The organism is Anaerococcus sp. C0059F3, from assembly GCF_056590475.1.
Genome location: NZ_JBWPWE010000009.1, coordinates 19,406 through 44,796, shown reverse-complemented (window position 1 = coordinate 44,796; position 25,391 = coordinate 19,406). Strand labels below are relative to the sequence as shown.

Annotated in this window: 23 protein-coding genes; 22 read left to right on the top strand and 1 reads right to left on the bottom strand. The window is 36.7% G+C overall.

Going from position 1 to position 25,391, the window contains the following annotated elements:
- The first annotated feature begins 69 nt into the window (after positions 1–69).
- From AC1EJ5_RS06945 to recQ, 9 genes are read left to right on the top strand one after another with little or no spacing between them, the layout of a single operon-like run.
- Positions 70–1,191: a THUMP domain-containing class I SAM-dependent RNA methyltransferase gene (locus AC1EJ5_RS06945; protein WP_223417801.1), complete on the top strand. Its 1,122-nt coding sequence runs from the start codon at positions 70–72 to the stop codon at positions 1,189–1,191.
- Complete coding sequence (locus tag AC1EJ5_RS06940) at positions 1,172–2,617, top strand: L,D-transpeptidase family protein (RefSeq protein WP_223417799.1); 1,446 nt, start codon at positions 1,172–1,174, stop codon at positions 2,615–2,617. Before AC1EJ5_RS06945 ends, AC1EJ5_RS06940 begins: the two co-directional genes overlap by 20 nt.
- Before the next feature lie 8 nt (positions 2,618–2,625).
- On the top strand, positions 2,626–3,450 hold the full coding sequence (locus AC1EJ5_RS06935) for an energy-coupling factor transporter ATPase (protein ID WP_223417797.1): 825 nt from the start codon (positions 2,626–2,628) through the stop codon (positions 3,448–3,450).
- On the top strand, positions 3,447–4,304 hold the full coding sequence (locus tag AC1EJ5_RS06930) for an energy-coupling factor transporter ATPase (RefSeq protein ID WP_223417795.1): 858 nt from the start codon (positions 3,447–3,449) through the stop codon (positions 4,302–4,304). Before AC1EJ5_RS06935 ends, AC1EJ5_RS06930 begins: the two co-directional genes overlap by 4 nt.
- Positions 4,297–5,091 carry an energy-coupling factor transporter transmembrane component T family protein gene (locus tag AC1EJ5_RS06925; protein WP_223417793.1) on the top strand — a complete coding sequence of 265 codons (795 nt, stop codon included), beginning with the start codon at positions 4,297–4,299 and terminating at the stop codon, positions 5,089–5,091. Before AC1EJ5_RS06930 ends, AC1EJ5_RS06925 begins: the two co-directional genes overlap by 8 nt.
- A gap of 11 nt (positions 5,092–5,102) precedes the next feature.
- A complete protein-coding gene (gene truA, locus AC1EJ5_RS06920; protein ID WP_479815373.1) occupies positions 5,103–5,828 on the top strand; it encodes a tRNA pseudouridine(38-40) synthase TruA in 726 nt (241 codons plus the stop codon).
- On the top strand, positions 5,825–6,217 hold the full coding sequence (locus AC1EJ5_RS06915; protein WP_223417791.1) for a hypothetical protein: 393 nt from the start codon (positions 5,825–5,827) through the stop codon (positions 6,215–6,217). The genes truA and AC1EJ5_RS06915 overlap by 4 nt, the downstream gene beginning before the upstream one ends.
- Positions 6,207–7,379: a DUF4097 family beta strand repeat-containing protein gene (locus AC1EJ5_RS06910; RefSeq protein ID WP_479815371.1), complete on the top strand. Its 1,173-nt coding sequence runs from the start codon at positions 6,207–6,209 to the stop codon at positions 7,377–7,379. The genes AC1EJ5_RS06915 and AC1EJ5_RS06910 overlap by 11 nt, the downstream gene beginning before the upstream one ends.
- A gap of 34 nt (positions 7,380–7,413) precedes the next feature.
- Complete coding sequence (recQ, locus tag AC1EJ5_RS06905; RefSeq protein ID WP_479815369.1) at positions 7,414–9,210, top strand: DNA helicase RecQ; 1,797 nt, start codon at positions 7,414–7,416, stop codon at positions 9,208–9,210.
- 112 nt (positions 9,211–9,322) lie between these two features.
- Here recQ and asnA read toward each other — a convergent pair whose 3' ends face one another.
- Positions 9,323–10,330 (bottom strand): aspartate--ammonia ligase, encoded by a 1,008-nt coding sequence (gene asnA, locus AC1EJ5_RS06900; protein WP_479815367.1) that lies wholly within the window; start codon positions 10,328–10,330, stop codon positions 9,323–9,325.
- A 294-nt stretch (positions 10,331–10,624) separates the two neighbouring features.
- Between asnA and AC1EJ5_RS06895 the strand changes: the two genes are divergently transcribed.
- The 13 genes from AC1EJ5_RS06895 to murJ all read left to right on the top strand — a co-directional run bounded on the left by AC1EJ5_RS06895 (position 10,625) and on the right by murJ (position 25,366).
- Positions 10,625–12,010: a uracil-xanthine permease family protein gene (locus AC1EJ5_RS06895; RefSeq protein ID WP_479815365.1), complete on the top strand. Its 1,386-nt coding sequence runs from the start codon at positions 10,625–10,627 to the stop codon at positions 12,008–12,010.
- A 137-nt stretch (positions 12,011–12,147) separates the two neighbouring features.
- Positions 12,148–13,092, top strand: coding sequence for a substrate-binding domain-containing protein (locus AC1EJ5_RS06890; protein ID WP_479815363.1), 945 nt, complete (start codon positions 12,148–12,150; stop codon positions 13,090–13,092).
- A gap of 1 nt (position 13,093) precedes the next feature.
- Entirely contained in the window at positions 13,094–13,957 is an 864-nt protein-coding gene (pstC, locus tag AC1EJ5_RS06885; RefSeq protein WP_479815361.1) for a phosphate ABC transporter permease subunit PstC, read from the top strand.
- A 9-nt stretch (positions 13,958–13,966) separates the two neighbouring features.
- On the top strand, positions 13,967–14,782 hold the full coding sequence (pstA, locus tag AC1EJ5_RS06880) for a phosphate ABC transporter permease PstA (protein WP_308748920.1): 816 nt from the start codon (positions 13,967–13,969) through the stop codon (positions 14,780–14,782).
- Between the two features lie 8 nt (positions 14,783–14,790).
- Complete coding sequence (pstB, locus tag AC1EJ5_RS06875; RefSeq protein ID WP_479815359.1) at positions 14,791–15,654, top strand: phosphate ABC transporter ATP-binding protein PstB; 864 nt, start codon at positions 14,791–14,793, stop codon at positions 15,652–15,654.
- Positions 15,654–16,271: a PhoU domain-containing protein gene (locus tag AC1EJ5_RS06870; protein WP_348937596.1), complete on the top strand. Its 618-nt coding sequence runs from the start codon at positions 15,654–15,656 to the stop codon at positions 16,269–16,271. The genes pstB and AC1EJ5_RS06870 overlap by 1 nt, the downstream gene beginning before the upstream one ends.
- Complete coding sequence (locus AC1EJ5_RS06865) at positions 16,271–16,930, top strand: response regulator transcription factor (RefSeq protein ID WP_223417778.1); 660 nt, start codon at positions 16,271–16,273, stop codon at positions 16,928–16,930. The genes AC1EJ5_RS06870 and AC1EJ5_RS06865 overlap by 1 nt, the downstream gene beginning before the upstream one ends.
- Positions 16,927–18,240 carry a sensor histidine kinase gene (locus tag AC1EJ5_RS06860; RefSeq protein ID WP_308748923.1) on the top strand — a complete coding sequence of 438 codons (1,314 nt, stop codon included), beginning with the start codon at positions 16,927–16,929 and terminating at the stop codon, positions 18,238–18,240. Before AC1EJ5_RS06865 ends, AC1EJ5_RS06860 begins: the two co-directional genes overlap by 4 nt.
- 64 nt (positions 18,241–18,304) lie before the next feature.
- Positions 18,305–18,613 carry a hypothetical protein gene (locus AC1EJ5_RS06855; RefSeq protein WP_308748924.1) on the top strand — a complete coding sequence of 103 codons (309 nt, stop codon included), beginning with the start codon at positions 18,305–18,307 and terminating at the stop codon, positions 18,611–18,613.
- Positions 18,614–18,641: 28 nt separating this feature from the next.
- Positions 18,642–20,168: a 4Fe-4S dicluster domain-containing protein gene (locus AC1EJ5_RS06850; RefSeq protein WP_479815356.1), complete on the top strand. Its 1,527-nt coding sequence runs from the start codon at positions 18,642–18,644 to the stop codon at positions 20,166–20,168.
- A 166-nt stretch (positions 20,169–20,334) separates the two neighbouring features.
- Positions 20,335–22,077 (top strand): ABC transporter ATP-binding protein/permease, encoded by a 1,743-nt coding sequence (locus AC1EJ5_RS06845; RefSeq protein WP_479815354.1) that lies wholly within the window; start codon positions 20,335–20,337, stop codon positions 22,075–22,077.
- A complete protein-coding gene (locus tag AC1EJ5_RS06840) occupies positions 22,067–23,725 on the top strand; it encodes an amino acid ABC transporter ATP-binding/permease protein (RefSeq protein WP_479815352.1) in 1,659 nt (552 codons plus the stop codon). The genes AC1EJ5_RS06845 and AC1EJ5_RS06840 overlap by 11 nt, the downstream gene beginning before the upstream one ends.
- A 69-nt stretch (positions 23,726–23,794) precedes the next feature.
- Positions 23,795–25,366, top strand: coding sequence for a murein biosynthesis integral membrane protein MurJ (gene murJ / locus AC1EJ5_RS06835; RefSeq protein ID WP_479815350.1), 1,572 nt, complete (start codon positions 23,795–23,797; stop codon positions 25,364–25,366).
- The last annotated feature ends 25 nt before the right edge of the window (positions 25,367–25,391 follow it).

Here is a 25,391-nt window from a genome sequence, read left to right as displayed (position 1 = left end):
TTGCCACGAAAGTGGCTTTTCCTTTGCAAAAAAAGATGAAAAGAGTCAAAAATCAGTTATAATATCAGTATGGAAAAAATACTAATTACCACAAGCTTTGGTCTAGAAAGCCTGGTCAAGTTCCAACTAAGGGATATGGGATATAAAGACTATGAAGTAAGTGATGGATTGATTAGCCTAAAGGGCGATTTATCCGACTTAGCAAAATTAAATATAAACCTAAAACACGCTGATAGGGTCTATTTGGAAGTCGCAAGTTTTAAGGCCATGGAATTTGAAGAGCTTTTTGAAAATGTAAATAAAATTCCTTGGCAGGATATTTTAAATGAAGATAGCAACTTTACTGTAAATGCCAGATCTTATAAGTCAAAATTATTTTCACTAAGGTCGATTCAGTCCATAAGCGAAAAGGCTCTTATAGATAAGTTGAAAAATTACTATAAAAAAACTTTTTTTGAAAAATCAGCTGAGAGAGTTAATATCGAAATAATGATAGAGAAAAATATTGTCAAGGTCTGTTTAGACACATCTGGGGATGGCCTTCACAAAAGAGGCTACAGGGAAGGAACTGTCAAAGCTCCTCTTAGAGAAAACTTGGCAGCAGCTCTTGTTGACCTTTCTTTTTATAATCCAGACAGGTTTTTATTTGACGGATTTTGCGGGTCTGGGACAATTCTCATAGAAGCTGCAAGAATCGCTCGTAATATTGCACCTGGCATCGATAGGGACTTTGATTTTACAAGCTTTAAATTTATGGATCCCAAATATTTTAAGGATGCCAAAAAAGAAGCAATGGAGAGAATCGACTATTCCAAAAAGTTAAATATCCTAGGTTCAGATATATCAGGCAGGGCCATTTCGCTAGCCAAGCAAAACGCTATAAATGCGGGAGTTGGGGAAGATATTTCTTTCATAACCAGAGATTTTGGCTCAGTTGCCCTTGCTGATGACTATGGGGTTTTTATTTCAAACCCACCCTATGGAATGAGGCTATCAGACAATGATCTAGTTGATATTTATAAAAAAATCAACAATAAATTGGCAGGCCTTGATACCTGGTCACTTTATTTTATAACAGCTGACGAGAAATTTGATAGGACCTTTAAGAGAAAAATATCTAAGAAAAGAAAATTATACAATGGTGGCCAAAAGGTAGATTTTTACCAATATTTTGGCAAGAGACCAGATTGAGGAGGACGTCATAACAGAAGCAAACAACAAAAAGAAATCTAGGGCCCTAACCCTATTTATTCTTGTAATAATAGCACTTTATTTAATAGTTACAGTAATATTTACTTTTATAGCCCTACCAAATACCAAGGTAAACGGCAGGGATATTTCCTATGCCTCAAAAGATGAGGCTCTTAGAAAACCTGCTGAACCTTTTACAATCACTGTAGTAGGCAGGGATGAAAGAAAGGCAACAATTGACCTAAGGGAAATTGACTATAGTGCGAGTATTCCAAAATCTGCATCTATAGACCAAAATCCATTTAAATGGCCGCTTGCCTTTGCAAAAATAGCAAACGACGATTTTACATTTGATTATAATGTTAAATACGATGAAGCAAAGCTTGATAAAAACCTAAAAGGGCAGGCCTTATTGACCAATGTGAAAGAACCAGAAAATGCTAGGCTTAAGTACGAAAATGGAGCCTTTAAAATTTTTCCAGAAGTGATGGGAAATAAGGTTGACTTTGGAAAACTCTCAGCAAAAATTAAGGATGCAATCTATAACCACAAAGATGAAATTGTCCTTGATGACAATGATTATATAAATCCAACAGTTAAGAACAATTCCAAGGAACTTGCAGCCCTTCTTGAGGATGGCAAAACCATAGAAGGGATGAAAATAGGTTTTAACTTCAATGGTTTTGACTTTAAACTTGAAGGCGAAAAGCTAATTGATATGTTTGATACAGATAAGGGAAGTTTTGAGCTTAATTACGACAAGTTAACTTCCTATGTCAAAGAAATTGCAGATCAAACTGATACCTACGGAACAAATAGGACTTTTAATGCCACAGGCATTGGCAAAATCACTGTAAACCCAGGAGTTTACGGCTTTATACTTGATGTGCCAGGAACAGTTGATGCTGTATATGAATTAGTTAATGAAAGAAAATCTGGAAATATAGAGCCAGTTTACGAGAGAACTGGATTTAGGAGAGAAGCTGACGGATCTGATATAGGAAACACCTATGTAGAAGTGGACCTTTCCCGTCAATATATGTGGTTTTATTTGGATGGAGAAGTTGTTCTTGAAACTAATATTGTATCAGGTATGCCAAATACTACCAAGTGGGCAACCAATGTTGGAGTTGGTTCAATCCTTTCTAAAGCAGCTAACCAAACCCTAAGGGGAGATGGTTTTGATGGGTCAAGATATGAAACCCCTGTAAAATACTGGATGCCAATAGGTTGGGACGGAGAAGGCTTCCACGATGCACCTTGGAGAGGGGCTTTTGGTGGAGGAATTTATTTCTCAAACGGTAGCCACGGATGTTTAAATATGCCACCAGCTATGGCAGGAAGATTATTTGAACTTGCTCCTCACGGAACTCCAGTAGTAGTTTATGAATCAAGCACAAATTACAGCCCAGCAATGAGCTATTAGGATAAAAAATGATAAAAATAAAAAATGTAACTTATACCTATCCTGGTATAGACGAGGGTAGCCAGGGCAAGACTGCCCTTGATAATCTATCAATAGATATAAATAAGGGGGACTTTGTGGCAGTTTTAGGCCACAATGGTTCCGGAAAATCGACTTTGGGTAAGCTTTTAAATGCCCAAATCAAACCTACAAGTGGGGAAATTCTTGTAGATGATATTTCTTCTTCTACTGAAGGAAGTGAATGGGATATTAGGAAGAAATGTTCCATGGTTTTCCAAAACCCTGACAACCAGATGGTTGCAACTACAGTTGAAGAAGAAGTAGCCTTTGGTCCTGAAAACCTAAGGGTAGAACACCCTGAGTTAAGACAAAGAGTTGATAGGGCAATCGAACAGGTAGGCATGTCTAACTTTAAGCACAGAAACCCATCAAACCTATCAGGTGGACAAAAACAAAGAGTGTCAATAGCAGGTGTAATTGCCATGCTATCAGACTATATAATTTTTGACGAGCCGACAGCCATGCTAGATCCACAAGGTAGGAAGGATGTTATTGAGCTAATTAAAAGCTTAAACAAGGACTATGGCAAAACCATAATCTACATCACCCACTACATGGAAGAGGCTGTTCTTGCTGATAAAATTGTAGTTTTAGACAGAGGCAAGAAGGCTCTCGAAGGTAATAGTAGGGAAGTTTTTTCCCAAGTTAAGAAAATGAAAGAACTAGGCCTTACAGTTCCTCAAGTTACAGAAGTAGCCTACGGCCTAAGCCAAAAGGGAATAAAATTTGACAGGCTTCCTTTGACTGTCGAGGAGTTTTTAGAAAGCTTATGAAAATAGAGATAAAAAACGTTGACTATATCTACAACCAGGGCCTACCCAACGAGGTTTATGCCCTAAAAGATATAAATTTAGAAATAAATAGCAGGGAGATAATTGGTCTTATAGGTCAAACGGGATCTGGTAAATCAACACTAGTTCAGCTTTTAAATGGTCTTTTGATTCCAACAAATGGTGATGTTATAATTGACGGTATAAATTCTAAGGAAAAATCTAAGAGAAAGGCAGCCAGATTTAAGGTTGGTCTTGTTTTCCAATATCCAGAAAACCAATTATTTGAAGAAACCATTGCCAAGGACATTGCCTTTGGTCCAAAAAATATGGGCTTAAAGGAAGATGAAATTCACGCAAGAGTAAAGTCGGCCATGGAAAAAGTTGGCCTTGATTATGAAACCTATAAGGATGTTTCACCATTTGAAATTTCTGGTGGCCAGCAAAGAAGGGTGGCTGTAGCGGGGATTTTATCTATGAATCCAAAAGTTTTAGTCCTTGATGAACTAACAGCAGGCCTTGACCCAATAGGGCGCCAGGAAATTTTTAAGGAACTTATGAAAATCTACGAAGCTGATGATGAGCTAAGTATTGTCCTTGTTAGCCACTCTATGGAAGACGTGGCAGAATATGTGGACAGGGTCATAGTTATGAATGGCGGCAAGGTTTATTCAGATAAGTCTACCTTTGATACTTTCACATCAGTAGACCTTGATACTATTGGCCTTGATGTGCCACAGATAACTAAATTTATGAGAGCCTACAAAAAGAAAAATCCAGATGTGGATGAAAAAATCTACACAGTGGACGTTGCTATTAATGAATTATACAAACATTTAGGAGGCAAAAATGACTAATATATCCATAGGTCAATACCTTCCTTTTGATAGTTTTGTCCATAGGCTAGACCCAAGAGTTAAAATCATAGGGGTATTTTTATATATAATTACAATATTTTTTGTAAAAGATTTTATCACTTATATACCTTTTATAGTCCTCTTGATTGCCCTATTGGCCATAGCCAAGATTCCTTTTAAGGCTATTGTAAAGTCTTTAAAACCCTTGATATTTATTATTGTCTTGACAGGTGTAATTAACTTAGTCACAACACCAGGTAAGGAAATTTTCACAATTTGGAAATTTTCCATAACTGAAGAAGGTGTATTTAGGACTGCTTTCACAATCCTAAGGCTGGTTTTAATTATCCTTTCAACATCAGTTCTAACCTACACCACAAGCCCAATGGAATTAACATATGGTCTTGAAAAACTTTTCTCACCAATGAAAAGATTTGGTTTTCCAGCAGGGGAACTTGCAATGATGATTTCAATTTCCCTAAGATTTATACCAACCCTTTTTGATGAGGCAAACAAGATTAAGATGGCCCAAATGGCAAGGGGAGCGGACTTTGAATCTGGAAATATCTTTGATAGGGCAATGTCTATGATCCCACTTTTGGTACCACTTTTTATAAATGCCTTAAAAAGGTCTGGAGATCTTGCAACTGCTATGGAAGCGAGACTTTACAGGATTGGTGAAGAAAGAACAAAACTCAACGAGATTTACATGCACAGGACTGATTGGATTTCTATTATTGGTTTTACAATCTTTTGTGCCATTATAATTGTTTTATACTTCCTATGATAAAAAATGTATTGGTAAATTTGTGTTTTGACGGTAGGGACTTTAAGGGTTACCAATACCAGATAGACCAAAGAACAGTAGAAGAAGAGCTAAAGAAAGCTATCCAAGAGGTGACAGGCGAAGATAATAGGATTATAGCTTGCGGAAGGACAGATGCGGGAGTCCATGCGAGAAGTTTTTATGTAAATTTTCTCACAGCTTCTCATGTAAATCCAAAAGGTTTTGCCTACCATATCCAGCCATATCTTCCAGATGATATTTTGGCCTTATCTTCAGAAGAAGTAGGCCTTGGTTTTCATGCCAGGTTTTCTTGTAAGTCAAAAACTTATAAGTATGTAATCAACCAGGAAAAAAATCCACATCCTATTTATAGGACCTATATGGAAAATATAACCTACAAGCTTGATTATGATAAGCTAAACCAGGGGCTTCAGGTCCTTAAGGGTGACCATGATTTTAGGCTTTTTATGAAGGAAGATAAGGAACTTGAGATAAACACAAATAGAAGGATAGACGATTGTTATTTCAAAAGAGAAGAGAATACGCTAGAGATTTTCTTTAAGGCAGAATCCTTTCTCCATAATCAGGTGAGGATTATGACGGGAAGCTTGATTGAACTTGCCAGAGGGAAAATTTCTCTAGAAGATTTCAAGGCTTATTTTGACCCAGAGTCAAATGTGAGGGCAAATCCAGCCTTAAGTCCAGTTGGGCTTTACCTATGGGAGGTTGAATATTGATTGTAATAGATATTTTTAAGGAGCTAAAGGCTCTTATAATCTTAATATTTTGTGTTTTGTCAGTATTTCTTGTAAAAGAATCCTACATGACAATCCTCTTTGGGGTAATTTCTGTATTTCTTTTTGGACTTAGTTTTTACATCAGGGCCAATGATCTTTTAATAAGTAGAAATATTTTTTACCTAATAATTGCAAGTCTTAATGTATTTACTTTGCTTTTTGTGATACAATATTTAATACAAGGAGATGTATCTTCTAAACTTTTAGAAAAAGTTTTTAGTGTTTTCATAAAGAAAGACCAAACTATTTTATATATAGGATGGCTATTTGCCTTGACATCAGGACTTATAATATTAGAGAAACTAGGCGGTGGTAAGAGTGGACGATAAGAAAATAAAAATAGATGAAGAATTAATCGAAGAAAAACAAGAAAATAAGGAAAAGGCTAATAAGGAAAGCGAAAAGCCAAATCCTTTTAAGTGGCTTGAGGGAGTAAATAAGAGGAATTTGATTTTTGGCTTAGTTGGACTCGTCTTAATTATCCTTGTGATTTTTATGATTTCTTCAAAGAAAAATGCTTCAATCCAAAATGCAGCTACAACTAGTCAAATTGATGAAAACTCTTACAACCAGTCCCGTATTATGAGGGTTGATTTAAACAAGATAAAGTCAATTGACTTTGACCTTGGTTCATCAGATGTTAGAATCCAAAGATCCAATACCAATCCTTATATAGAATACACAGAGCTTTTTAGGGGCGAAGATAATGCCTACAGGCTTGATGTGAGCTTTGAGGAAGGAGTCCTTAAGCTTAAAAACAAGGTTGAGGGCAAGGAACTTTACATGAAGGATAAAATTCCGATAGTTAGGATTTTCCTTCCATCTGAGGGAGGTATAGAAGAAATCAAGGGCACCATAGGTGCTGGCGATGTCAAGATCGATGACCTTGAGGTGAAAAACTTTGACCTAAGGATTAAAAGCGGCAATATCAGTCTTAATAATGGATTTTTCCAAGGTTCTATCAGAAATGAATCAGGATCTATAAATCTAAACAAAAGTGAATTATCAAATACTAAGCTATCAACAGTCGCAGGTGATATTATTATCAAGGAATCAAAGCTAGGCAATAGGCTTGATTTTACCACATCTACAGGTGATATTTTGATTGATGCCAAGGATACCATTGATAATTACAATATAAACGCCTATCTTGAAGTTGGTAATTTTGTCCTAGGAAATATTTCTTACAGGAATATCACAGATGGTTACCTTTCAGACAATAAGGCCAAAAATAACATTGATCTTAGGACAAAAATTGGTGACATTGTCTTTAATAAGGGCGAAGGAGCCAAGGTTGAAAATCAGGAATACCTCACAAATGACTCTAAAGTCAAAGACGATGAAGAAAACGCCCTAGAGAGAAATGTAAAAAAGACTGAAAAAGAGAATAAGAAGCGCAAAGAAAAAGAAAAAGCAGAAGATGAAGAGGATTCAGAAAATATAGATGAAGAATCAGACGAATCTTCAGAAGAGGAAGAAGAAAATAATTAGGTCCTAGGGCTTAATTATTTTTTTTAGGAAAAATATGACAGAAAAAATTACGAGTAATTTAAAAAAATATTTCGGTTTTGACTCTTTTAGGAAGGGGCAAAGGGAAATTATAGAAAAAATCCTAGAGGGAAGAGATGTATTGGGAGTTTTGCCAACAGGAGGAGGCAAGTCTATTTGCTATCAGCTGCCAGCCCTTATGAAAGATGGGATTACTCTTGTAATCTCGCCCTTAATCAGCCTCATGAAAGACCAGGTCGATGCCCTAAGGGAAGATGGAATTGAGGCAAGTTTTATTAATTCAAGCCTTGATTTTGAAACTTATATCGATACTCTAAATGATGTGAGAATGGGAAAAATCAAACTTCTTTATATTTCTCCAGAAAGGCTAGATAATGAGTTTTTTAGGGACTTTTTGAGGGATATTAACCTATCTTTTGTGGCAGTTGATGAGGCCCATTGTATTTCCCAATGGGGCCACGACTTTAGGCCTTCCTATAAATTAATTGCTGACCTTTATAATATTATTGGACCTCATGTTCAAATAGCAGCCTTTACAGCCACAGCCACCAAAGAAGTTAGGGAAGATATCATAAATAATCTGGCCCTTAAAGATCCTTTTGTGAAAGTGACTGGTTTTGACAGGCCAAACTTAAAATTTATTGTAAGAAAACCAAAGGATAAGCTTAGATTTTTAAAAGCCTACCTGGAAGACCGCCAGGGAAAGTCAGGTATAATTTACGCTTCAACCAGAAATAGGGTTGACAAGCTCCAAAGGTATTTGGCAGCCGCAGGCTTTAGTGTGACCAAATACCACGCTGGTCTTAGTGAAGCTGAAAGGAAAAAGGCCCAGGAAGATTTTATTTTTGATAAAAAAGACCTAGTTGTAGCTACAAATGCCTTTGGTATGGGGATTGATAAGTCAAATGTGAACTTTGTTATCCATTATAATATGCCAAAAGATATGGAATCCTACTACCAGGAGGCAGGCCGTTCTGGCAGGGACGGAGAAGATTCTGATTGTATCCTTCTTTATTCTGCCCAAGATATTATTATAAATAAACACCTGATAAACCAAAGCAGTAACCTTGCCTACAGGAAAATCCAACTTGAAAAGCTTCAGACAATTATAAATTACGTCAACACCAATAAGTGCCTTAGGGCTTTTATCCTTGAATATTTTGGCCAAGATTATAAGGGGGACTGCGATTTTTGTTCCAATTGTTTGGATGATATTAAAAAAGAAGATAAGACTATCGATGCTCAAAAAATCCTATCCTGTATCTTTAGGCTCGACCAAAAGTACGGGATAAGTACAGTAGTTGACTGTCTTAAGGGGTCAAAAAATAAAAATGCCAGGGAGAAGGGACTTGAAAATATCTCTACCTATGGCATCATGAAAGAAAAATCCGCCGAAGAGATTAAAGACTTGATTGGAGTCTTGATTGCAGATGGCTATATCAAAGTCGTTGGCCTCGATTATCCAGTCCTTGCTCTTACAGAAAAATCCAAGGATATTTTATTTTCCAAGGTAAGGTTTTATGCAAGAAAGACCGAAGTTAAAAAATCCGTCAAACATAAAGAGCAAGATTTAGCCAGCCAAGCCGACCAAGCTCTGTTTGATAGGCTTAAGAAAGTTAGGCTTGATCTTTCAAAACTAAGAAAAATCCCACCTTTTATAATTTTTTCTGATCAATCCCTAAAGGACATGGCTATAAATAAGCCAAAAAACGAAGAAGAATTCCTGAGAATCAAGGGAGTCGGAGAGAAAAAACTCATCCAATATGGGGATATTTTCATAGCAGAAATCAAGGAATACCTCAGAGATAATTAAAAAATTAAACTTATAAAAATTTTCAAAGAAAAAGTGAGAAAAATTTTTAACTGCCAATAAGTTATTTTTATTTAACTATTGGAGCTGGTAATTTTCTCACTTTTTTTTTATTTTATAAGAGTTGGATTCCCTTGTTTGCAAGGGTTCTTCTTTGGTCGTCTGGCCAGTAGGATACTTGGACTTCACCGATGTGGGCTTTTTGTAAAAAGAACATACAAAGTCTTGATTGGCCTATACCACCACCTATGGTTTGTGGGAGCTTATCGTCAAGGAGCATCCTGTGGTAGTCGTATTTTAGTCTATCAAGGTTGCCAGATTGCTTTAATTGCTCATTTAGCCTAAAGCTATCGACTCTGATACCCATTGAGGAAAGCTCTAGGGCATCATCAAGGACTGGATTGTAGACGATTATATCACCATTTAAAAGCCAGTCATCATAGTCTGGAGCTCTGCCATCGTGTTTTTCACCATTTGATAAGAGGTCGCCAATTTGTAATAAGAATATTGAACCAAATTCTTTTACTGCAAGTCTTTCTCTTTCCTTGGCATCCTTATCTGGATACATATCAAGGAGTTCTTGACTGGTAATAAACCTAATTTGATCTTTTAAGAGTTTACTCCTTGTAGGTATAAGTCCGCAAAGATATTCATCAAGACTTTTCATTGTTCTGTAGATTGTTTCTACAGTTTGTTTAAGGTAGGTTTCGTTTCTATCGTACTTATCGATTATTTTTTCCCAATCCCATTGGTCTACATAAAATGAATGAGTATTGTCAGGCTCTTCGCAAGCTCTGATGGCATTCATATCTGTATATAAACCTTCATGGACTTTGAATTTATATTCCATAAGGGCATATCTCTTCCACTTGGCTAAGGAATGGACAATCTCCATTTCTTCATTATCAGCCTCTGGGAGATTGAAGGAAACAGGTTTCTCCACGCCATTTAGGTTGTCGTTAAGACCTGATTTTTTTGATACAAAAAGAGGTGCAGATACCCTTTTTAAATTTAAATTGTTGGCAAGGTTGATTTGAAAATAATCTTTTATTTCCTTTATTAAAACCTGAGTCCTGTAAAGGTCCTCATTTGACTTGTAAGCTTCTGGTATTACTAATTTCATTATTAATTCTCCATCTTCTATTTTTCGCTATTATTCTTCTATTTTACTTCTTTTATAGAAAAATAAAAATTGTATAAAACTAAAATTTTCTTTTGAAATTACCATAAAAAATAAGGCTTAGAAATAACTTGACTTAAGGGATTTTAACTGTATAACTTATCTAGAAATGGTAGAAATAAATTTTGGATTTATACATACTTATACTAGCCATTTCAAAAAGAACTAGGATAAATGAATAAGCTTGTCACCTGTAGGTGGCTTTTTCTTTGTCCAAAATAAAAAATAGGAGAGATAATGGAAAGTAAATTTAAAGAATTGTTTCAATTTGAAGGCAAAGTTTCTTTCAAAGAAGCCTTCCCACTAGCTTTACAACACGTAATCGCCATGATTGCCGGTTGTGTAGCTCCAGCTTTGATCTTTGCTGATGCAGCAGGCCTTAGCCACGCTGATAGCATTATCCTTGTCCAGATGGCGCTCATAGGTTCAGCCCTTACTTCATTTTTGATGCTTTATCCAATAGGGATTTTGGGTAGTAGATTACCTATGATTTATGGTGTAGCCTTCCCATATGTGCCAACCATGATTGCCCTTTGTGGTCAATTTGAATCACTAGGTCCTGCTGGTATTGTGGCCGTAGTTTTAGGAAGTCAATTAATAGGAGCTATTGTTTCTATAGTATTCGGCCTTGCACTTAAATACATAACACCATTTTTCCCACCACTTGTATCAGGAACTGTAGTTTTGGCTATAGGCCTTACCCTATATCCAGTTGCTATTACAAATATGGGTGGAGCAGGATCAGTTATGGCCCCAGGTTGGGGAGCATGGCAATATTGGCTTGTAGGTATAATCACCCTTCTTGTAAATGTTGGTCTTAACCATTTTGGCAAGGGCATTACCAAACTTGCTTCAGTATTATTTGCCATGGTTGTTGGCTATATCATAGCATTTTTCTTTGATATGGTAGACCTATCACCAGTTAGGGAAGCAGGTTGGTTATCAGTAGCAGCTCCACTTCACTTTGGCATAAAATTTGAACCATCAGCCATAATTTCCTTTGTAATCATCTTTATGGTTACATGTATAGAAGGAATTGGCGATATGTCATCAACCACCATCGGAGGAATGGATAGAAACCCAACAGATGATGAGCTCAGGGGAGGAATTGTAGGTTTTGGTGTGGCAAATGTTATAGGTGCCTTTATAGGATGTCTTCCAACAGCTACATTCTCACAAAACGTTGGCATCGTATCAGTAAATAAGGTTATTAATAGGAGAGTGTTTTTCCAAGCAGGTTTGATTATTCTAGTGGCAGGCTTTATGCCAAAAATATCTTCATTACTAACAACCATCCCAGCACCTGTAGTAGGTGGTGCAACCCTTTCAGTATTTGCAGCCATAACTATGAACGGAATTAGGATGATAACTGAACAGCCACTCACAGTGAGAAATACTTCTATAGTAGGAATCGCCATTGCTATTGGTTTTGGTTTTACAACTATAGTTACAACTGCTGAATCTGCAGGCATAACTTTTATGCCAGAAGCTCTTAAAAATGCAATCGGTGTATCACCAGTAGTCCTTGCGGCTCTCACATCAATTTTGATGAATGTAATGATTCCAGAAACAGATGCCGATAAGAGACAAGAAACAGTCCTTGATGAAGTAATAGCTGATTAAGAAAAATAATATTTTTTAGGCGAGGAAAACCTCGCCTTTTTTATGCTTTATTTTACATAAGTTTTACAAAGATTTAAAATCTTTTGAATAATGACCTAGTATCATAGACTTAAGTTAAAAAACTTAAGGAGATTAAAATGAAAATAACTAATAAGAAGATACTAGCAGCAACACTTTCACTTGGACTTATCCTTGCAGGATGTGGTAAAGATCAAAAGGCCGAAGAAAAGGAAGCTGAAACAACACAAACAGCAGAGGCACCAGCAGAAAAAGAGGCATCAACTGAAACAGCAAATCAAGAAGATTATGATTTCACAGTTGTATCTAGAGAAGAAGGTTCAGGTACAAGAGGTGCTTTCATAGAACTTGTTGGTCTTGAAGAAGAAGTTGATGGCTCTAAGGAAGATATGACAACCCAAGAAGCTATCGTACAAAACTCAACTAACGCTGTTATGCAAACAGTAAGCCAAGATGCTGAAGCTATAGGCTATATTTCCCTAGGATCCCTAAATGATACTGTAAAAGCTCTTAAAATCGAAGGCGTGGAAGCCACCGAAGAAAATATAGTAAATGGCACTTACAAAATTTCTCGCCCATTTAACCTAGCTTTCAAAGAAGCTGAAATAAATGACCTAGCCAAAGACTTTTTAAAATTCTGCCTATCAGAAGAAGCCCAAGCCCTCACCTTAGAAGAAGGCTATGTTCCACTAAAGGATACAGAGAAATATGAACCAGCTAAAGTATCTGGTACCCTCACAGTAGCTGGTTCTACATCTGTAACCCCACTTATGCAAAAAATGGCAGAAAAATACCAGGAACTTAACCCAGACGCCAAGATTGAAATCCAATCAACAGGTTCATCTGCTGGTATAGAAGCAGTAATCGACGGGGCAGCTGATATAGCTATGGCCTCAAGAGAATTAAAAGATGAAGAAAAAGACAAACTTGCCGTAGAAGTAATAGCAACTGACGGTATCGCAGTAGTTGTAAATCCAGCAAGCAAGGTAGAAGACCTAACAATGGACCAACTTAAACAAATCTTTAAGGGCGAGCTAAAAAGTACAAGCGAACTAGGAAAGTAAAATGGGAAAGATAAGAGAAAAAGTTGGCGAAATAATTTTTCTCTTGTCTGCAGTAATGTCCGTATTTCTGATACTACTTATAATCTTCTTCATATTTTCTGAAGGTGTAAAGTTTGTAAATGAATACGGACTTTTAAAATTCGTAACCGGCAAGGTTTGGAAACCAACTGCAGGCAATCCGAGATTTGGAATATATCCAATGATCATAGGATCTTTAATAGTAACCAGCTTATCAACATTAATAGCACTTCCATTTGGCCTTGCAATTTCAATATTTATGGCCTACTATGCAAAAAAATCCTACAAAGGCCTTAAAGCTCTGATGAACCTTATGGCAGCAATTCCATCAGTTGTATATGGCTTTTTTGCAATGATGGTCCTTGTGTCCCTAGTAAAAGATATTTTTCATGTAAAATCAGGTATGAATATGCTAACAGCTTCAATCCTCCTAGCCTTTATGATTTTGCCAACCATGGTAAATATTTCTGAAAACTCCTTAAGGCAAGTCCCTAAGACCTTCATGACAGGGTCTCTCGCCCTTGGGGCAACAAAGGAAGAAACTATCAGGAAAATCCTAGTGCCTTATGCCAGATCTGGTATATTTTCATCAATAATCCTTGCCATAGGTAGGGCCATAGGCGAGACCATGGCAGTTTATCTTGTAATAGGTAACCAACCAGTCATGCCATCTTCAATCTTAAAAGGCGCAAGGACCCTAACTACTAATATCGTCCTAGAAATGGGATATGCATCAGGTACCCATAGACAAGCCCTAATTGCCACAGGCATGGTTTTATTTGTCTTTATCCTAATAATAAATATTGGATTTAATATTATAAGATCTAAAACCGAAGAAAGATTATAGGAGATTTTTATGAGTAAATTTTATAAGGGGCTAATAATGGTTCTAACCCTCCTTGGCTATGCTATGGCGGGGATTATTATTGCCTATATTTTAATCAAGGGCATACCAAATATTAGCCCATCCTTATTTGAAATGAAATATACTACAGAAAATGTTTCCCTCATGCCTGCTCTTATAACAACCTTGATAACCATAGTTTTAACCTTGATAATTGCCCTTCCTGTAGGAATATTTACTGCAATTTATCTTTCAAACTATGCGAAAAATAAATTTCTTATAAAGTCCGTTAGGTTTTCAACTGAAATCCTATCATCAATTCCCTCTATTGTTTATGGTCTTTTTGGTTATTTGTTTTTTGTATCAGGGACAGGCTACGGCCTTGGTATGAAGTATTCCCTCCTAGCAGGATGTTTGACAGTGGCAATCATGGTCCTTCCAACCATAATAAGGACAACTGAGGAGGCGATTTTGACAGTTAACCCTCTACAAGCCCACGCCTCCCTTGCCCTTGGTGCCACAAAGATTCAAACGATTTTTAAGGTCATAATCCCTGATGCCATGGACGGGATTCTTGGAGGAATATTTTTATCAACAGGTAGGATTGTAGGCGAATCAGCCGCCCTAATTTTCACCATGGGGTCAAATACCGATATACCAAAGGGCTTATTTAAGTCTGCAAGGACTATGGCAGTTCACATGTACGTCCTTTCCTCAGAAGGTTTCCATGTTAATGAAGCCTACGCCACAGCAGTCCTCCTCCTAGTCTTTGTTGTCGTAATAAACTTTGTCTCAGCAAAGATTAGTAAAAAAATTGTAAAAGCTTAGGAGAAATAATGGATAATATAAAAGATAAGGGACATTTAGGAGACGACATCTTCAAAAAGGCCCAGCAAATAAATAAGAAAAATAAATCAATAATTGCCCAAAGAAATGTAGAAGATAAGGGTACTGCCATTCTTGTCAAAGACTTAGACCTATGGTATGGAGATTTCAAGGCCCTTAAGAAAATAAATATGGATATTAAAAAGGGCAAGGTGACTGCCTTCATAGGACCTTCTGGTTGTGGTAAGTCTACAACACTTAAGTGTTTTAATAGGATGAATGACCTTGTTGATTCGTGTAAAATAGAAGGTTTAATAGAAATAGAAGGAGCTGACATTTATAAAAAAGACGTGGATGTCGTAAGTCTACGTAGAAATGTCGGCATGGTCTTTCAAGCACCAAACCCTTTCTCTAAGTCAGTTTATGACAATATAACCTATGGGCCAAAACTTTCCGGTATCAAGGATAAGGACACCCTAGATGGGATTGTAGAAAATTCTCTAAAGGCTGCTGCAATTTGGGATGAGGTCAAGGATAAACTAAACCAAAACGCCTTGTCATTTTCAGGTGGCCAGCAACAAAGGATTTGTATAGCGAGAACCCTTTCAGTAAACCCAGAAATAATCTTAATGGACGAGCCTACAAGTGCCCTTGACCCTATATCCACATCTGCCATAGAGGATTTGATGGATCAATTAAAGGAAAAATACACCATTGTAATTGTAACCCACAATATGCAACAGGCAGCGAGGATTTCAGACGAAACAGCCTTCTTCCTTACAGGAGAGGTAATAGAGATGGATCAAACCAAAAAGATTTTTGAAGATCCAGCTGATAAGAGGACTGAAGATTACATTACAGGAAGGTTTGGATAATGAGAACTAGGTTTAATAGTGATTTGGGATCAATCAAGGATATGAGTAAGGAAGTAAGCCAATTAATCCTTATTTCCTATGACAGGATTGACCTATATCTTGATAATAAAAACGATGAAAATTTGGACCATGTCATAGAACTCTATGACGATATAAGAAGGGGAGCATCTGGGATAGAGAGGTTTTGCTTTGAGCTTTTGGCCCTCCAACAACCAGTAGCTAAAGATTTGAGATTATTGCAAATGGAAATAAAACTTGCCTCAACTTTCAAGAGAATAGCAAGCCACTTAAATTCCGTAGCAGAGATTTTAAAATCCTATGGTCTTTCTGAAAAAGAAATAGTTTTTCTTAAAAAATTTATCGAAAATGAAAAAAATATGCTAGAAGATGGTATAGAGGCCTTTATGACCAACAATAAGGATTTAGCCCTTACCACAATAGAAAAAGACCAAATAAATAACGACCTATTTATAGATGCCATTAACTTTGCGGCAGACGAAAATAAAAATGATATGATAGGTCCATTAGAATTATCGAATAAAATTTTACTTTTTAAATATTTTGAAAGGCTTGGCGATAGGCTCGCCAGGGTGGCAGACTTAGCAACGAGGTTATAATGATATATGTAGTTGAAGATGATAGGTCAATTAGAAATTTAGTATCCTATGCACTCACAGAAAAAGGCTATCAAGTAAAGACTTTTGAGGATGGTAGGTCAATAGTAAAGGAAATTAGGGAAAATCCCTGCGAACTTTTACTCTTAGACCTCATGCTTCCAGGCAAAGACGGAGTCACAATCCTAAAAGACCTTAGGGAATTTTCTGATATTCCTGTTATAATTCTTACAGCAAAAACTGATGAATTTGACAAGGTTTTGGGCCTTGAAAGTGGGGCTGATGATTATATAACTAAACCATTTTCTATCCTTGAACTCTTATCAAGGGTCAAGGCTATTTTGCGCCGAGTAAGCAAGGTTGATGCCGATCATCTTACCTACAAAAACCTAAGTATTAATACCAAAAAACGAACAGTCAAGGTTGATGGAGAAAAAATCGACCTTACTTACAAAGAATTTGAAATGCTAAACTTATTTATGGCTAACCTTGGCAATGTCATAACCAGGGAAGATTTCCTCCTAAAAATCTGGGGTTATGACTACCAGGGCGAAACCAGGACAGTTGACGTTCACATAGCAAGCCTAAGATCAAAGCTTAAAGAAGCTGGTTCTTACATTTCAACAGTAAGAAATCTAGGTTATAAATTTGGAGAGATATGAAAAAGCTAACTAAAAAATCATTGATTATTACAACAACCATAGCGACAATCCTTGCTGTGGTTGTTGGTTTTTATACAAGTGAATATAAACTTTGCCTTTTATTTTGGGCGTTTGTAATGGTTTTGTTGGTATCTTCTCACCTTTATATCGACAAAAGATTAGATACCTATGCCAAAGAGATTTCAAAATTTGATAAATACTACGACTTTGACCACATTGGCGAAGATTTTGAAGATGTCGGCAAGATTTACGGCAAGCTCCTTAACAAAAATATCAAACTTGAGAAAAATATTTCAATCCTAAAAAGGCAAATCAAAGAGCTAAAAAATATCACTTCCAATATGGAAGAAGGCTTTATAGTTTTTGATCCAAAGGGCGGGGTAGAACTCATGAATGATTCTGCCAAGGTTTTTCTAAATAAAGACGAGAAGGTTAGGCTTGATAAGCTTATTGACGATAAGGAATATAGGCTCGCCCTTAGGGAAGCTAGGATTTTATCCAGGTCAAAAAGCCTGGCCCTTGATGTAAATTCCTACCACCTAAAGATTTTCATCGATCCAATCTATGACGATGGCAACATGGGCTTTGTAGTAATTATCATTGATTATTCTGAAACTAGGAAGGCAGAGCTTATGAGAAGGGAATTTTCTGCCAATGTAACCCACGAACTAAAAAGCCCACTCACATCTATAAATGGCTATGCAGAGCTCATTGCTACAGGAATTGCAAAAAAAGAAGACGTTAAAAAATTTGCCCAGATAATTTTTGATGAGGGAAATAGGCTCCTTGAAATAATTGACGACATCCTAAGACTATCAAAACTTGATGAAAAAGGACTTGATATAGCCAAATCTTATCTTGATATTAAGGAAGAGATGGATATTATTATCGATAAGTTTAAGCATAATTCAGATAAGAAAAATATAAAAGTCGAAAATAATTTAGCTTCTTTCAGAGTTCACACAGTCAAATCTCTTTTTGTGGATCTTTTATCAAATATTTATGAAAATGCCATTAAATACAACAAGGAAGGCGGCTCTATTGAAATTTCTTCGATTCTTATAGATAGGTCGCTTAGGATTTTTATAAAAGATACTGGCATAGGAATTGCAAGTGCAGACATAAAAAGAGTCTTTGAGAGATTTTTTGTTGTTGATAAATCAAGAGACAGGAAGGTAAAATCAACAGGTCTTGGTCTTTCTATAGTAAAACACATCGCCGATACCCTTGGCTTTAAATTAGACATAGAAAGCAAGCTAGGAGAGGGTTCTACTTTTATAATAGAAGTACCAGTAGATGATTATATATAATTCATATTGAAATATTTCGTTATATTTGATACAATCATAGTAAGAATATAAAAAGGAGACTGAGATGAAGGTAACTATATGTTCATGTGCAAGATGTACAGCCCACGGTAATGAATACTTACACGATTCCGCTGAGCTTGTAAAGAAAGATGTTGAAATTGCTTATGAAGTAGATGGTCTTGGCGACGCGCCAGAAATCGAAATAGTTTATAAGAACATAATGGATGAAGTAGAAAATTCAAAAAGATTATCACCTATTTTAAAAATAGATGACGAGTACATAACCAAAGCTAAACCAGAAGTTCTTATGGAAAAAATGTATGCAACTATCAAAGTTGATAGGGATAAGAGAAGGCAAGAAGCCAATAAATAAGAAAAGATAAAGTTAGTTGAGGTTTTAAATGAAAGAATCGTACATAGATATTTTAAACATAAGAAGGATGGCCTTCGAGGCAATTGCGAAAATTGCCTATGAGAATAGGCCACTGACAGATATAGGCTTAGAAGTATATAATATCCTCCCTGGAGAAGAAGCATCTTACAGGGAAAATATCTTCAGGGAAAGAGCTGTAATGGGCGAAAGACTAAGGATGTGTATAGGTCTTGACGCAAGAACAGCTGACAAAACCGAAGCCATTACACAAGGTCTTGCTGATATGGATGCTGATAGGAGAATCTACCATCCACCATTAGTATCAGTTATCAAAATTGCCTGTGAGGCTTGCCCAGAAAATAAGGTTACAGTTACAGACCAATGCCACGCTTGTATTGGCCACCCATGTGTGAATGTCTGCCCAAAAAACGCAGTAGAATACACAGCTAAGGGTGCTATAATTGATCAAGAAAAATGTATCAAATGTGGCAAGTGCGTTGAAGCTTGCCCATACAATGCTATAAACCATCAAAAAAGACCTTGTGCCGAATCTTGTGGTGTAAAGGCGATTAAATCAGATGAATTAGGTCGTGCATCAATAGATGAAGATAAGTGTGTAGCTTGTGGTAGGTGTATAATAACCTGTCCATTTGGAGCTATATCAGACAAGGGAGAAATTTACCAATTAATCAAGTCTCTCCAATCAGATAGGAAGGTTTATGCTATAGTAGCCCCATCTTTTGTAGGCCAATTTGGTGCAAATGTAAGCCCAAAACAAATCAGGGAAGCTGTCAAAATGCTGGGCTTTGATGATATGATTGAAGTAGGTTTAGGTGCTGACCTTACTACAATGAATGAAGCACATGAATTCTTAGAATCTGTGCCAACAGGCAAAATACCATTTATGGGTACATCTTGCTGCTTCTCATGGAAATCAATGGTTAGAAAGAATTTCCCAGAAATCAACGACAAGATTTCAGAGTCATCTACACCTATGATTTACTCAGGCAAGCAAATGAAAAAACGTGATCCAAACTGCGAAGTAGTGTTCATAGGACCATGTATTTCTAAAAAGCTTGAAGCCCTTGAACCAGAAGTTGCAGAAGTTATTGACTTTGTAATTACCTACGAAGAGCTTTTAGGCATGCTCCTTGCTAAGGGTATAGAGCCAGCTGAAATAGAAGTAGAAGACGATATTATGGATGCTTCTCAAACTGGAAGGTACTACGCTGTAAGTGGTGGTGTTGCCCAAGCGGTTGAAAAGAGAATCCACGAAATCGACCCTGATGTAGTAGTAAATATGGAAAATGCAGAAGGCCTAGCTGACTGTGTGAAACTAGCTAGAATGGCAAAACTTGGCAAGATGAACGGCAAGCTAATCGAGGGAATGGCTTGTATGGGGGGCTGCGTTGGAGGCCCTGGTACAGTTGTTGATATTAGAAAATCAGCCAAGGCTGTAAAGGACTTTTCATCAGCATCAATCTTCAAATCACCAGCAGACAATACAAATATCCCAACAGAAGATAGACCAAACGACAGCGTTTTACAAAAATAAATAATATAGGGGAGCTATAAGCTCCTCTTTTTTGTGTGAAAATGTCCGAGTTTTTTTATATATTTGAAGTATCCTTGATACTGAAAATCGATTGCACAGTTTTATTTCGTATGATAAAATAAAATTAATATATTATTAACAATATTAGAATAAAAATGAGGTAAGTATGGTAAATAAAAAACTTCTAGCAATGCTTGAGGGATCAAAAAAATATTTGTATGTAAATTTACTTTTTCGCTATGTGTCCCTCTTTATGCAAATTGGAATAGTTTGCATATTTAGTCAGGTTATTTCCTTAGTATTTAGACAAAAGATAGGGGAGATTTCCCTAGTGAAAATCATCCTTTATGGGATTTTATTTTTGGCTATAAAACTTTTTTGCCAATATATGGTAACAAGAATTTCTTTTCACTCTACAAAATTTATTAAGGAAAAAATGAGAAAAATCATCTTTGAAAAACTCATGGACGATAGGATAGACTTTGAGGAAAAATTGCCAACATCTGCTATTTTGCAATTAGCTGTGGAGGGAGTAGACCAGTTGGAGATTTATTTCACATCCTATCTACCACAACTTTACTATTCCCTATCATCAGCCCTAATACTTTTTGCCTGTATTTCCTATATAAGCAAAACTGCGGCAATTACCCTTCTAATTTGCCTACCCCTAATCCCAGTTTCTATAATCCTAATCCAAAAAATTGCCAAAAAACTTTTGGGTTCTTATTGGACATCCTATATGAGCCTTGCTGATATATTTCTAGAAAATCTTGAGGGCCTTAATGAATTAAAATCTTACGGAGCTGATTCTTATAGGCAAGACTTGATGGATGATTTTGCCGAAAAATTTAGAAAAGCGACTATGAGAGTCCTAGTCATGCAGCTAAATTCAACATCCGTCATGGATATAATAGCCTATGGTGGAGCTGCCGCTGGTATCGGGGTTGCCCTTGTGGAATTTAGCCAAAGAGATATAAATATTTTTGGCCTTGTTTTTATAAGTCTTTTAGCTGCGGAATTTTTCCTTCCATTAAGACTTCTCGGATCATATTTCCATATAGCTATGAATGGTATTGCAGCTTCAAACAAACTCATGGTCCTAATTGATAGCCTTGATAGGGACTTGGGAAGAGAAAGCTTAGAAGGTGAAAAAATTGATCTTAGCTTTGATAATTTGAATTTCTCCTATGATGGTGGGAGACAAATCCTAGATAATATTAATATTGAAATAAAAAATGGAGAACTCGTTAGTCTTGTCGGCCTAAGTGGGTCTGGAAAATCAACAATAGCTAAGTTAATCAAGGACCCAGGCCTTTCCTTTGATGGAAAAATCCTCATAAATGGGCTTGAAAAAAATTCCTACGATCCAAAAAGCCTTAACAAAAAAATTATAAATGTAGATTTTGATGGCAAGGTCTTTAAGGGAAGCGTCAGGGAAAATTTGAAAATTGCAGGAGAAAATTTGACTGACGAGCAAATGCTAGATGCCTTAAAAAAGGTCAATTTATATGAATATTTCAAAGACCAGGCAAGCCTTGATACAGAGATTTTAGAAAATGCGTCAAACCTTTCTGGAGGTCAAAGACAGCGACTTGTCCTCGCCAGGGCCTTTTTGTTTGATGGGCTTTTGTATATTTTTGATGAGGCGACAAGCAATATTGACGGGCCAAACGAGGCAAAAATTATGGATATAATCCAAAAACTCGCCAAGAAAAAGGCAGTTTTAATCATTTCCCATAAGCTAATAAATTTAGTTAATAGCGATAGGATTTATTTCTTAGAAGACGGCAAAATTCAAATATCCGGCACCCACGCCTACCTATATGAAAATTCTAAGTCTTATAAAAACATCTTTGATAAACAAGAAGAGCTTTGCTCTTATGCAAAGGGGGTAAGCTATGAAAACTAGGAGATCTGGTCTTACAATAATGAAAAATATGATAGGCCTTGTTGGCGAATTAAAACCAGTTATGGCCATAGCCATCATTATAGGCAGCCTTGGCCACCTTTGTGCAAGTTTTGTAACAATTCTTGCAGGCTACGGGATTTTGTCGAATTATCAAAACGACGGAAAAACTATTTTTATAATCAAATTAATGGTGGTTTTTGCCATTCTAAGAGGGATTTTCCACTATATCGAGCAATATGCCAACCACTATTTGGCCTTCAAAATTTTAGCCAAAATCAGACACCTTGTCTTTAAAAAAATGAGGAGCCTCGCCCCAGCTAAACTAGCTGGCAAGGACAAGGGCAATCTCATAAGCTTGATTACATCAGATATAGAATTGCTAGAAGTTTTCTACGCCCACACAATTTCACCAATCGGAATTGCCATAACTTACTTAATTATAATGGAAATATTCCTAGGAAGTTTTTCTATCTACCAAGCCATCTTAGCCCTTTTAGCCTATGTTGCAATTGGCCTAATAAGCTCTATGATAATAGGCAGGAAAAATTCTAGCCTGGGCCTTGATCTTAGGAATAAAACTGGAGATTTAAACTCTTTTGTCCTTGAAACTATAAGAAATATGGATGAGGTTAAGCAATTTGACCTAAAAGATAGGCAGGTTTCTATCCTTAGGAAAAAATCTAGGAAATTAAGAACAACTGCCAACAAACTTGATCAAATAAGAGCAGGTTCCGAAGCCTTAATTGGAGGCCTTATCCTAGGATTTTCCTTTGCAATGCTTCTTTTATCACTCTTACTTTATAAAAATAATATCGTTGATCTAAAGGGCTTTATAATTCCAACCATAGCCATGTTTTCAAGCTTTGGTCCATTCGTTGCCCTTTCTAACCTTGGCAACATCCTCTCCCACACCCTTGCAAGTGGGGACAGGGTCCTAGATCTTTTAGAAGAAGAACCGATTGTTGACGAAGTTTTGGGAGATAATAACAAGGAAGATTTTGAATCTGCAGAAATAGACAAGATTTCCTTTGCCTATGAAAATGAAAAAATCCTCGAAGATTTTTCTTTGAATTTTGCAAAGGGCAAGATTTTTGGACTTTATGGCAAAAGTGGGTCTGGAAAATCAACTCTACTAAGACTTTTGATAAGATTTTGGGATGTGGACCAGGGAGAGATAAGAATAAATAACGAAAATATCAAGGAAATCCCAAGCGAAAAACTAAGAAAAATGCAAAGTCTTCTTGGCCAAGACACCTATATTTTCAATATCAGCCTAAAGGATAATATAAGACTTGCAAAACTTGATGCAACAGATACAGAAATAATAGAGGCGGCAAAAAAAGCTTCTATCCACGATTTTATAAGTTCCCTAAAAGACGGTTATGAAACCAGGGCTGGAGAATTAGGATCGACCTTATCAGCTGGGGAGAGACAGAGAATTGGCATAGCTAGAGCCTTTCTTCATGACTCTGACCTCATGCTTTTTGATGAACCAACAAGTAATCTCGATATTCTAAACGAAGCAAGCATCCTAAAATCAATCAAAAAAGAGAGCCAGGATAAGACAGTTATTCTCGTAAGCCACTCCCTATCAAGCTTATCTATAGCCGATGAGAAAATTCAAATCAAAGGAAAGAGAAATTCCTAAAACCATATATTTGTAAATGGGACATTTTTTAGATATAATATAGGAAAGTCTTTATAAGAGAGGAAATTTATGGGTCAAACTACTTTGATGCTCATGATAATAACCATCATCTCAAAGGTCTTCGGATTTTTAAGAGAAGGGGTGATGGCTTATTACATTGGAGCAGGTGATCTAAAAAGTGTATATACAACAGCCAACACCCTGCCTGTAGTTGTATCAAACTTCGTGGCAATGGGTATTATTTCAGGTTTTATACCTATATATAACAAAGCAAAAAACGAAGAGGGCGAGGAAGCCGCAGAGGAATTTACTTCAAATGTATTTAATATTTTGATGCGCTTTGCCCTTGGTGCGGTAATTTTTGGTATAGTTTTTGCAAGACCTTTTTCTAAAATCCTAAGCCCTGACCTTGAGGGGGAATGGCTAGACCTTGCGACAAACTACACAAGAATAATGATGTTTGCAGTCTTTGCCTATCTTTATTCTGCGATTTTTAGGGGATATCTAAACTTAAAGGGCAATTTCTTTGATCCTGCTATAACTGGGATCTTGATGAATATTGTCATTATAATTTTCACAGTCCTTACAGGTATCACAGGCAATCCTTATTTGTTGATTGTAGGAGCTCTTTTGGGAAATGTTTTGCAATACATCCTATTTCCAAAAGCCGTAAGACAAGCAGGCTATGAACACAAAAGAATTGTAGATATCCATAACAAGTATGTCAAAAGCCTGATGATTGTGGCAGTGCCAATAATTATCTCATCTGCCGCTGGCGAACTTTCTATAATTGCAGACAACTCTATGGCGTCTTACTTTTTCGGCAAGGCTGCCATTTCAAAATTGTTTTATTCAAAAACCATGCTCACCCTAATCACAGGAGTAATTACAGTTTCTGTCACAACAGCTATTTTCCCCAAAATTGCCCACCTGGGCCAGGCGGGAGAGATAGGAAAGATGAAATCATCAATCTCATCTGCTATTGTCACATCCATGAGCCTTGTAATTCCTGCCACCATCGGCATGATGGTCCTATCAGGACCAATAATTGAGCTTGTTTTTGAAAGAAGGGCCTTCACAAGCGAAGATACAATAATCGTTGCGAGCCTCTTGTCAGCCTACGCTCCTTATATCATTTTCCAATCCATTACAGATGTTGTGGATAGGGGATTCTATGCGGTTGGCGATAGCAAAACTCCAGTTATTATCGTTGTAATCCAACAAGTTTTGAATATCGTCTTAAACTTTGTTTTGATCAAGTATTTTGACATCAAGGGTCTAGCTTATGCAACAGTTGTCTCAACTGCCATTGGGTCAATGATGATGATTTATAAATTTAGGGATAATTTTGGGTCTTTTAATTTCAAATCGACCTTAATATCCCTAGGGAAAATCGCCCTAGCAACAGGTCTTATGGCCTTTTTGGCAGATGTCACATACACCATGCTCGCTGGTAAAATTTCCCATATAATCGCTCTTTTCGGAGCCATTATTGTGGCAGGCCTTGTTTATATTTTGCTAATTTTACTAGCCAGGATTCCAGAAGTCATGGACCTAGTTAACCAAATCTACCACAAGTTTTTTGACAAAAAAGAGGAATCAAAGAGGGTAGCAAAGAGAAATAGAAAAAATAGATACTAAAAAAGATGGCGAGAAATCTTGCCAT

What these genes read in the sequence shown, in the direction of transcription:
- AC1EJ5_RS06845 (WP_479815354.1), top strand. Translation starts at nt 20,335, where the DNA reads ATGGTAAATAAAAAACTTCTAGCAATGCTTGAGGGATCAAAAAAATAT.
- pstA (WP_308748920.1), top strand. Translation starts at nt 13,967, where the DNA reads ATGAGTAAATTTTATAAGGGGCTAATAATGGTTCTAACCCTCCTTGGC.
- AC1EJ5_RS06860 (WP_308748923.1), top strand. Translation starts at nt 16,927, where the DNA reads ATGAAAAAGCTAACTAAAAAATCATTGATTATTACAACAACCATAGCG.
- pstB (WP_479815359.1), top strand. Translation starts at nt 14,791, where the DNA reads ATGGATAATATAAAAGATAAGGGACATTTAGGAGACGACATCTTCAAA.
- AC1EJ5_RS06850 (WP_479815356.1), top strand. Translation starts at nt 18,642, where the DNA reads ATGAAAGAATCGTACATAGATATTTTAAACATAAGAAGGATGGCCTTC.
- AC1EJ5_RS06895 (WP_479815365.1), top strand. Translation starts at nt 10,625, where the DNA reads ATGGAAAGTAAATTTAAAGAATTGTTTCAATTTGAAGGCAAAGTTTCT.
- asnA (WP_479815367.1), bottom strand. Translation starts at nt 10,330, where the DNA reads ATGAAATTAGTAATACCAGAAGCTTACAAGTCAAATGAGGACCTTTAC.
- AC1EJ5_RS06855 (WP_308748924.1), top strand. Translation starts at nt 18,305, where the DNA reads ATGAAGGTAACTATATGTTCATGTGCAAGATGTACAGCCCACGGTAAT.
- AC1EJ5_RS06890 (WP_479815363.1), top strand. Translation starts at nt 12,148, where the DNA reads ATGAAAATAACTAATAAGAAGATACTAGCAGCAACACTTTCACTTGGA.
- AC1EJ5_RS06840 (WP_479815352.1), top strand. Translation starts at nt 22,067, where the DNA reads ATGAAAACTAGGAGATCTGGTCTTACAATAATGAAAAATATGATAGGC.
- recQ (WP_479815369.1), top strand. Translation starts at nt 7,414, where the DNA reads ATGACAGAAAAAATTACGAGTAATTTAAAAAAATATTTCGGTTTTGAC.
- AC1EJ5_RS06935 (WP_223417797.1), top strand. Translation starts at nt 2,626, where the DNA reads ATGATAAAAATAAAAAATGTAACTTATACCTATCCTGGTATAGACGAG.
- pstC (WP_479815361.1), top strand. Translation starts at nt 13,094, where the DNA reads ATGGGAAAGATAAGAGAAAAAGTTGGCGAAATAATTTTTCTCTTGTCT.
- AC1EJ5_RS06945 (WP_223417801.1), top strand. Translation starts at nt 70, where the DNA reads ATGGAAAAAATACTAATTACCACAAGCTTTGGTCTAGAAAGCCTGGTC.
- murJ (WP_479815350.1), top strand. Translation starts at nt 23,795, where the DNA reads ATGGGTCAAACTACTTTGATGCTCATGATAATAACCATCATCTCAAAG.
- AC1EJ5_RS06925 (WP_223417793.1), top strand. Translation starts at nt 4,297, where the DNA reads ATGACTAATATATCCATAGGTCAATACCTTCCTTTTGATAGTTTTGTC.
- AC1EJ5_RS06865 (WP_223417778.1), top strand. Translation starts at nt 16,271, where the DNA reads ATGATATATGTAGTTGAAGATGATAGGTCAATTAGAAATTTAGTATCC.
- AC1EJ5_RS06870 (WP_348937596.1), top strand. Translation starts at nt 15,654, where the DNA reads ATGAGAACTAGGTTTAATAGTGATTTGGGATCAATCAAGGATATGAGT.
- AC1EJ5_RS06930 (WP_223417795.1), top strand. Translation starts at nt 3,447, where the DNA reads ATGAAAATAGAGATAAAAAACGTTGACTATATCTACAACCAGGGCCTA.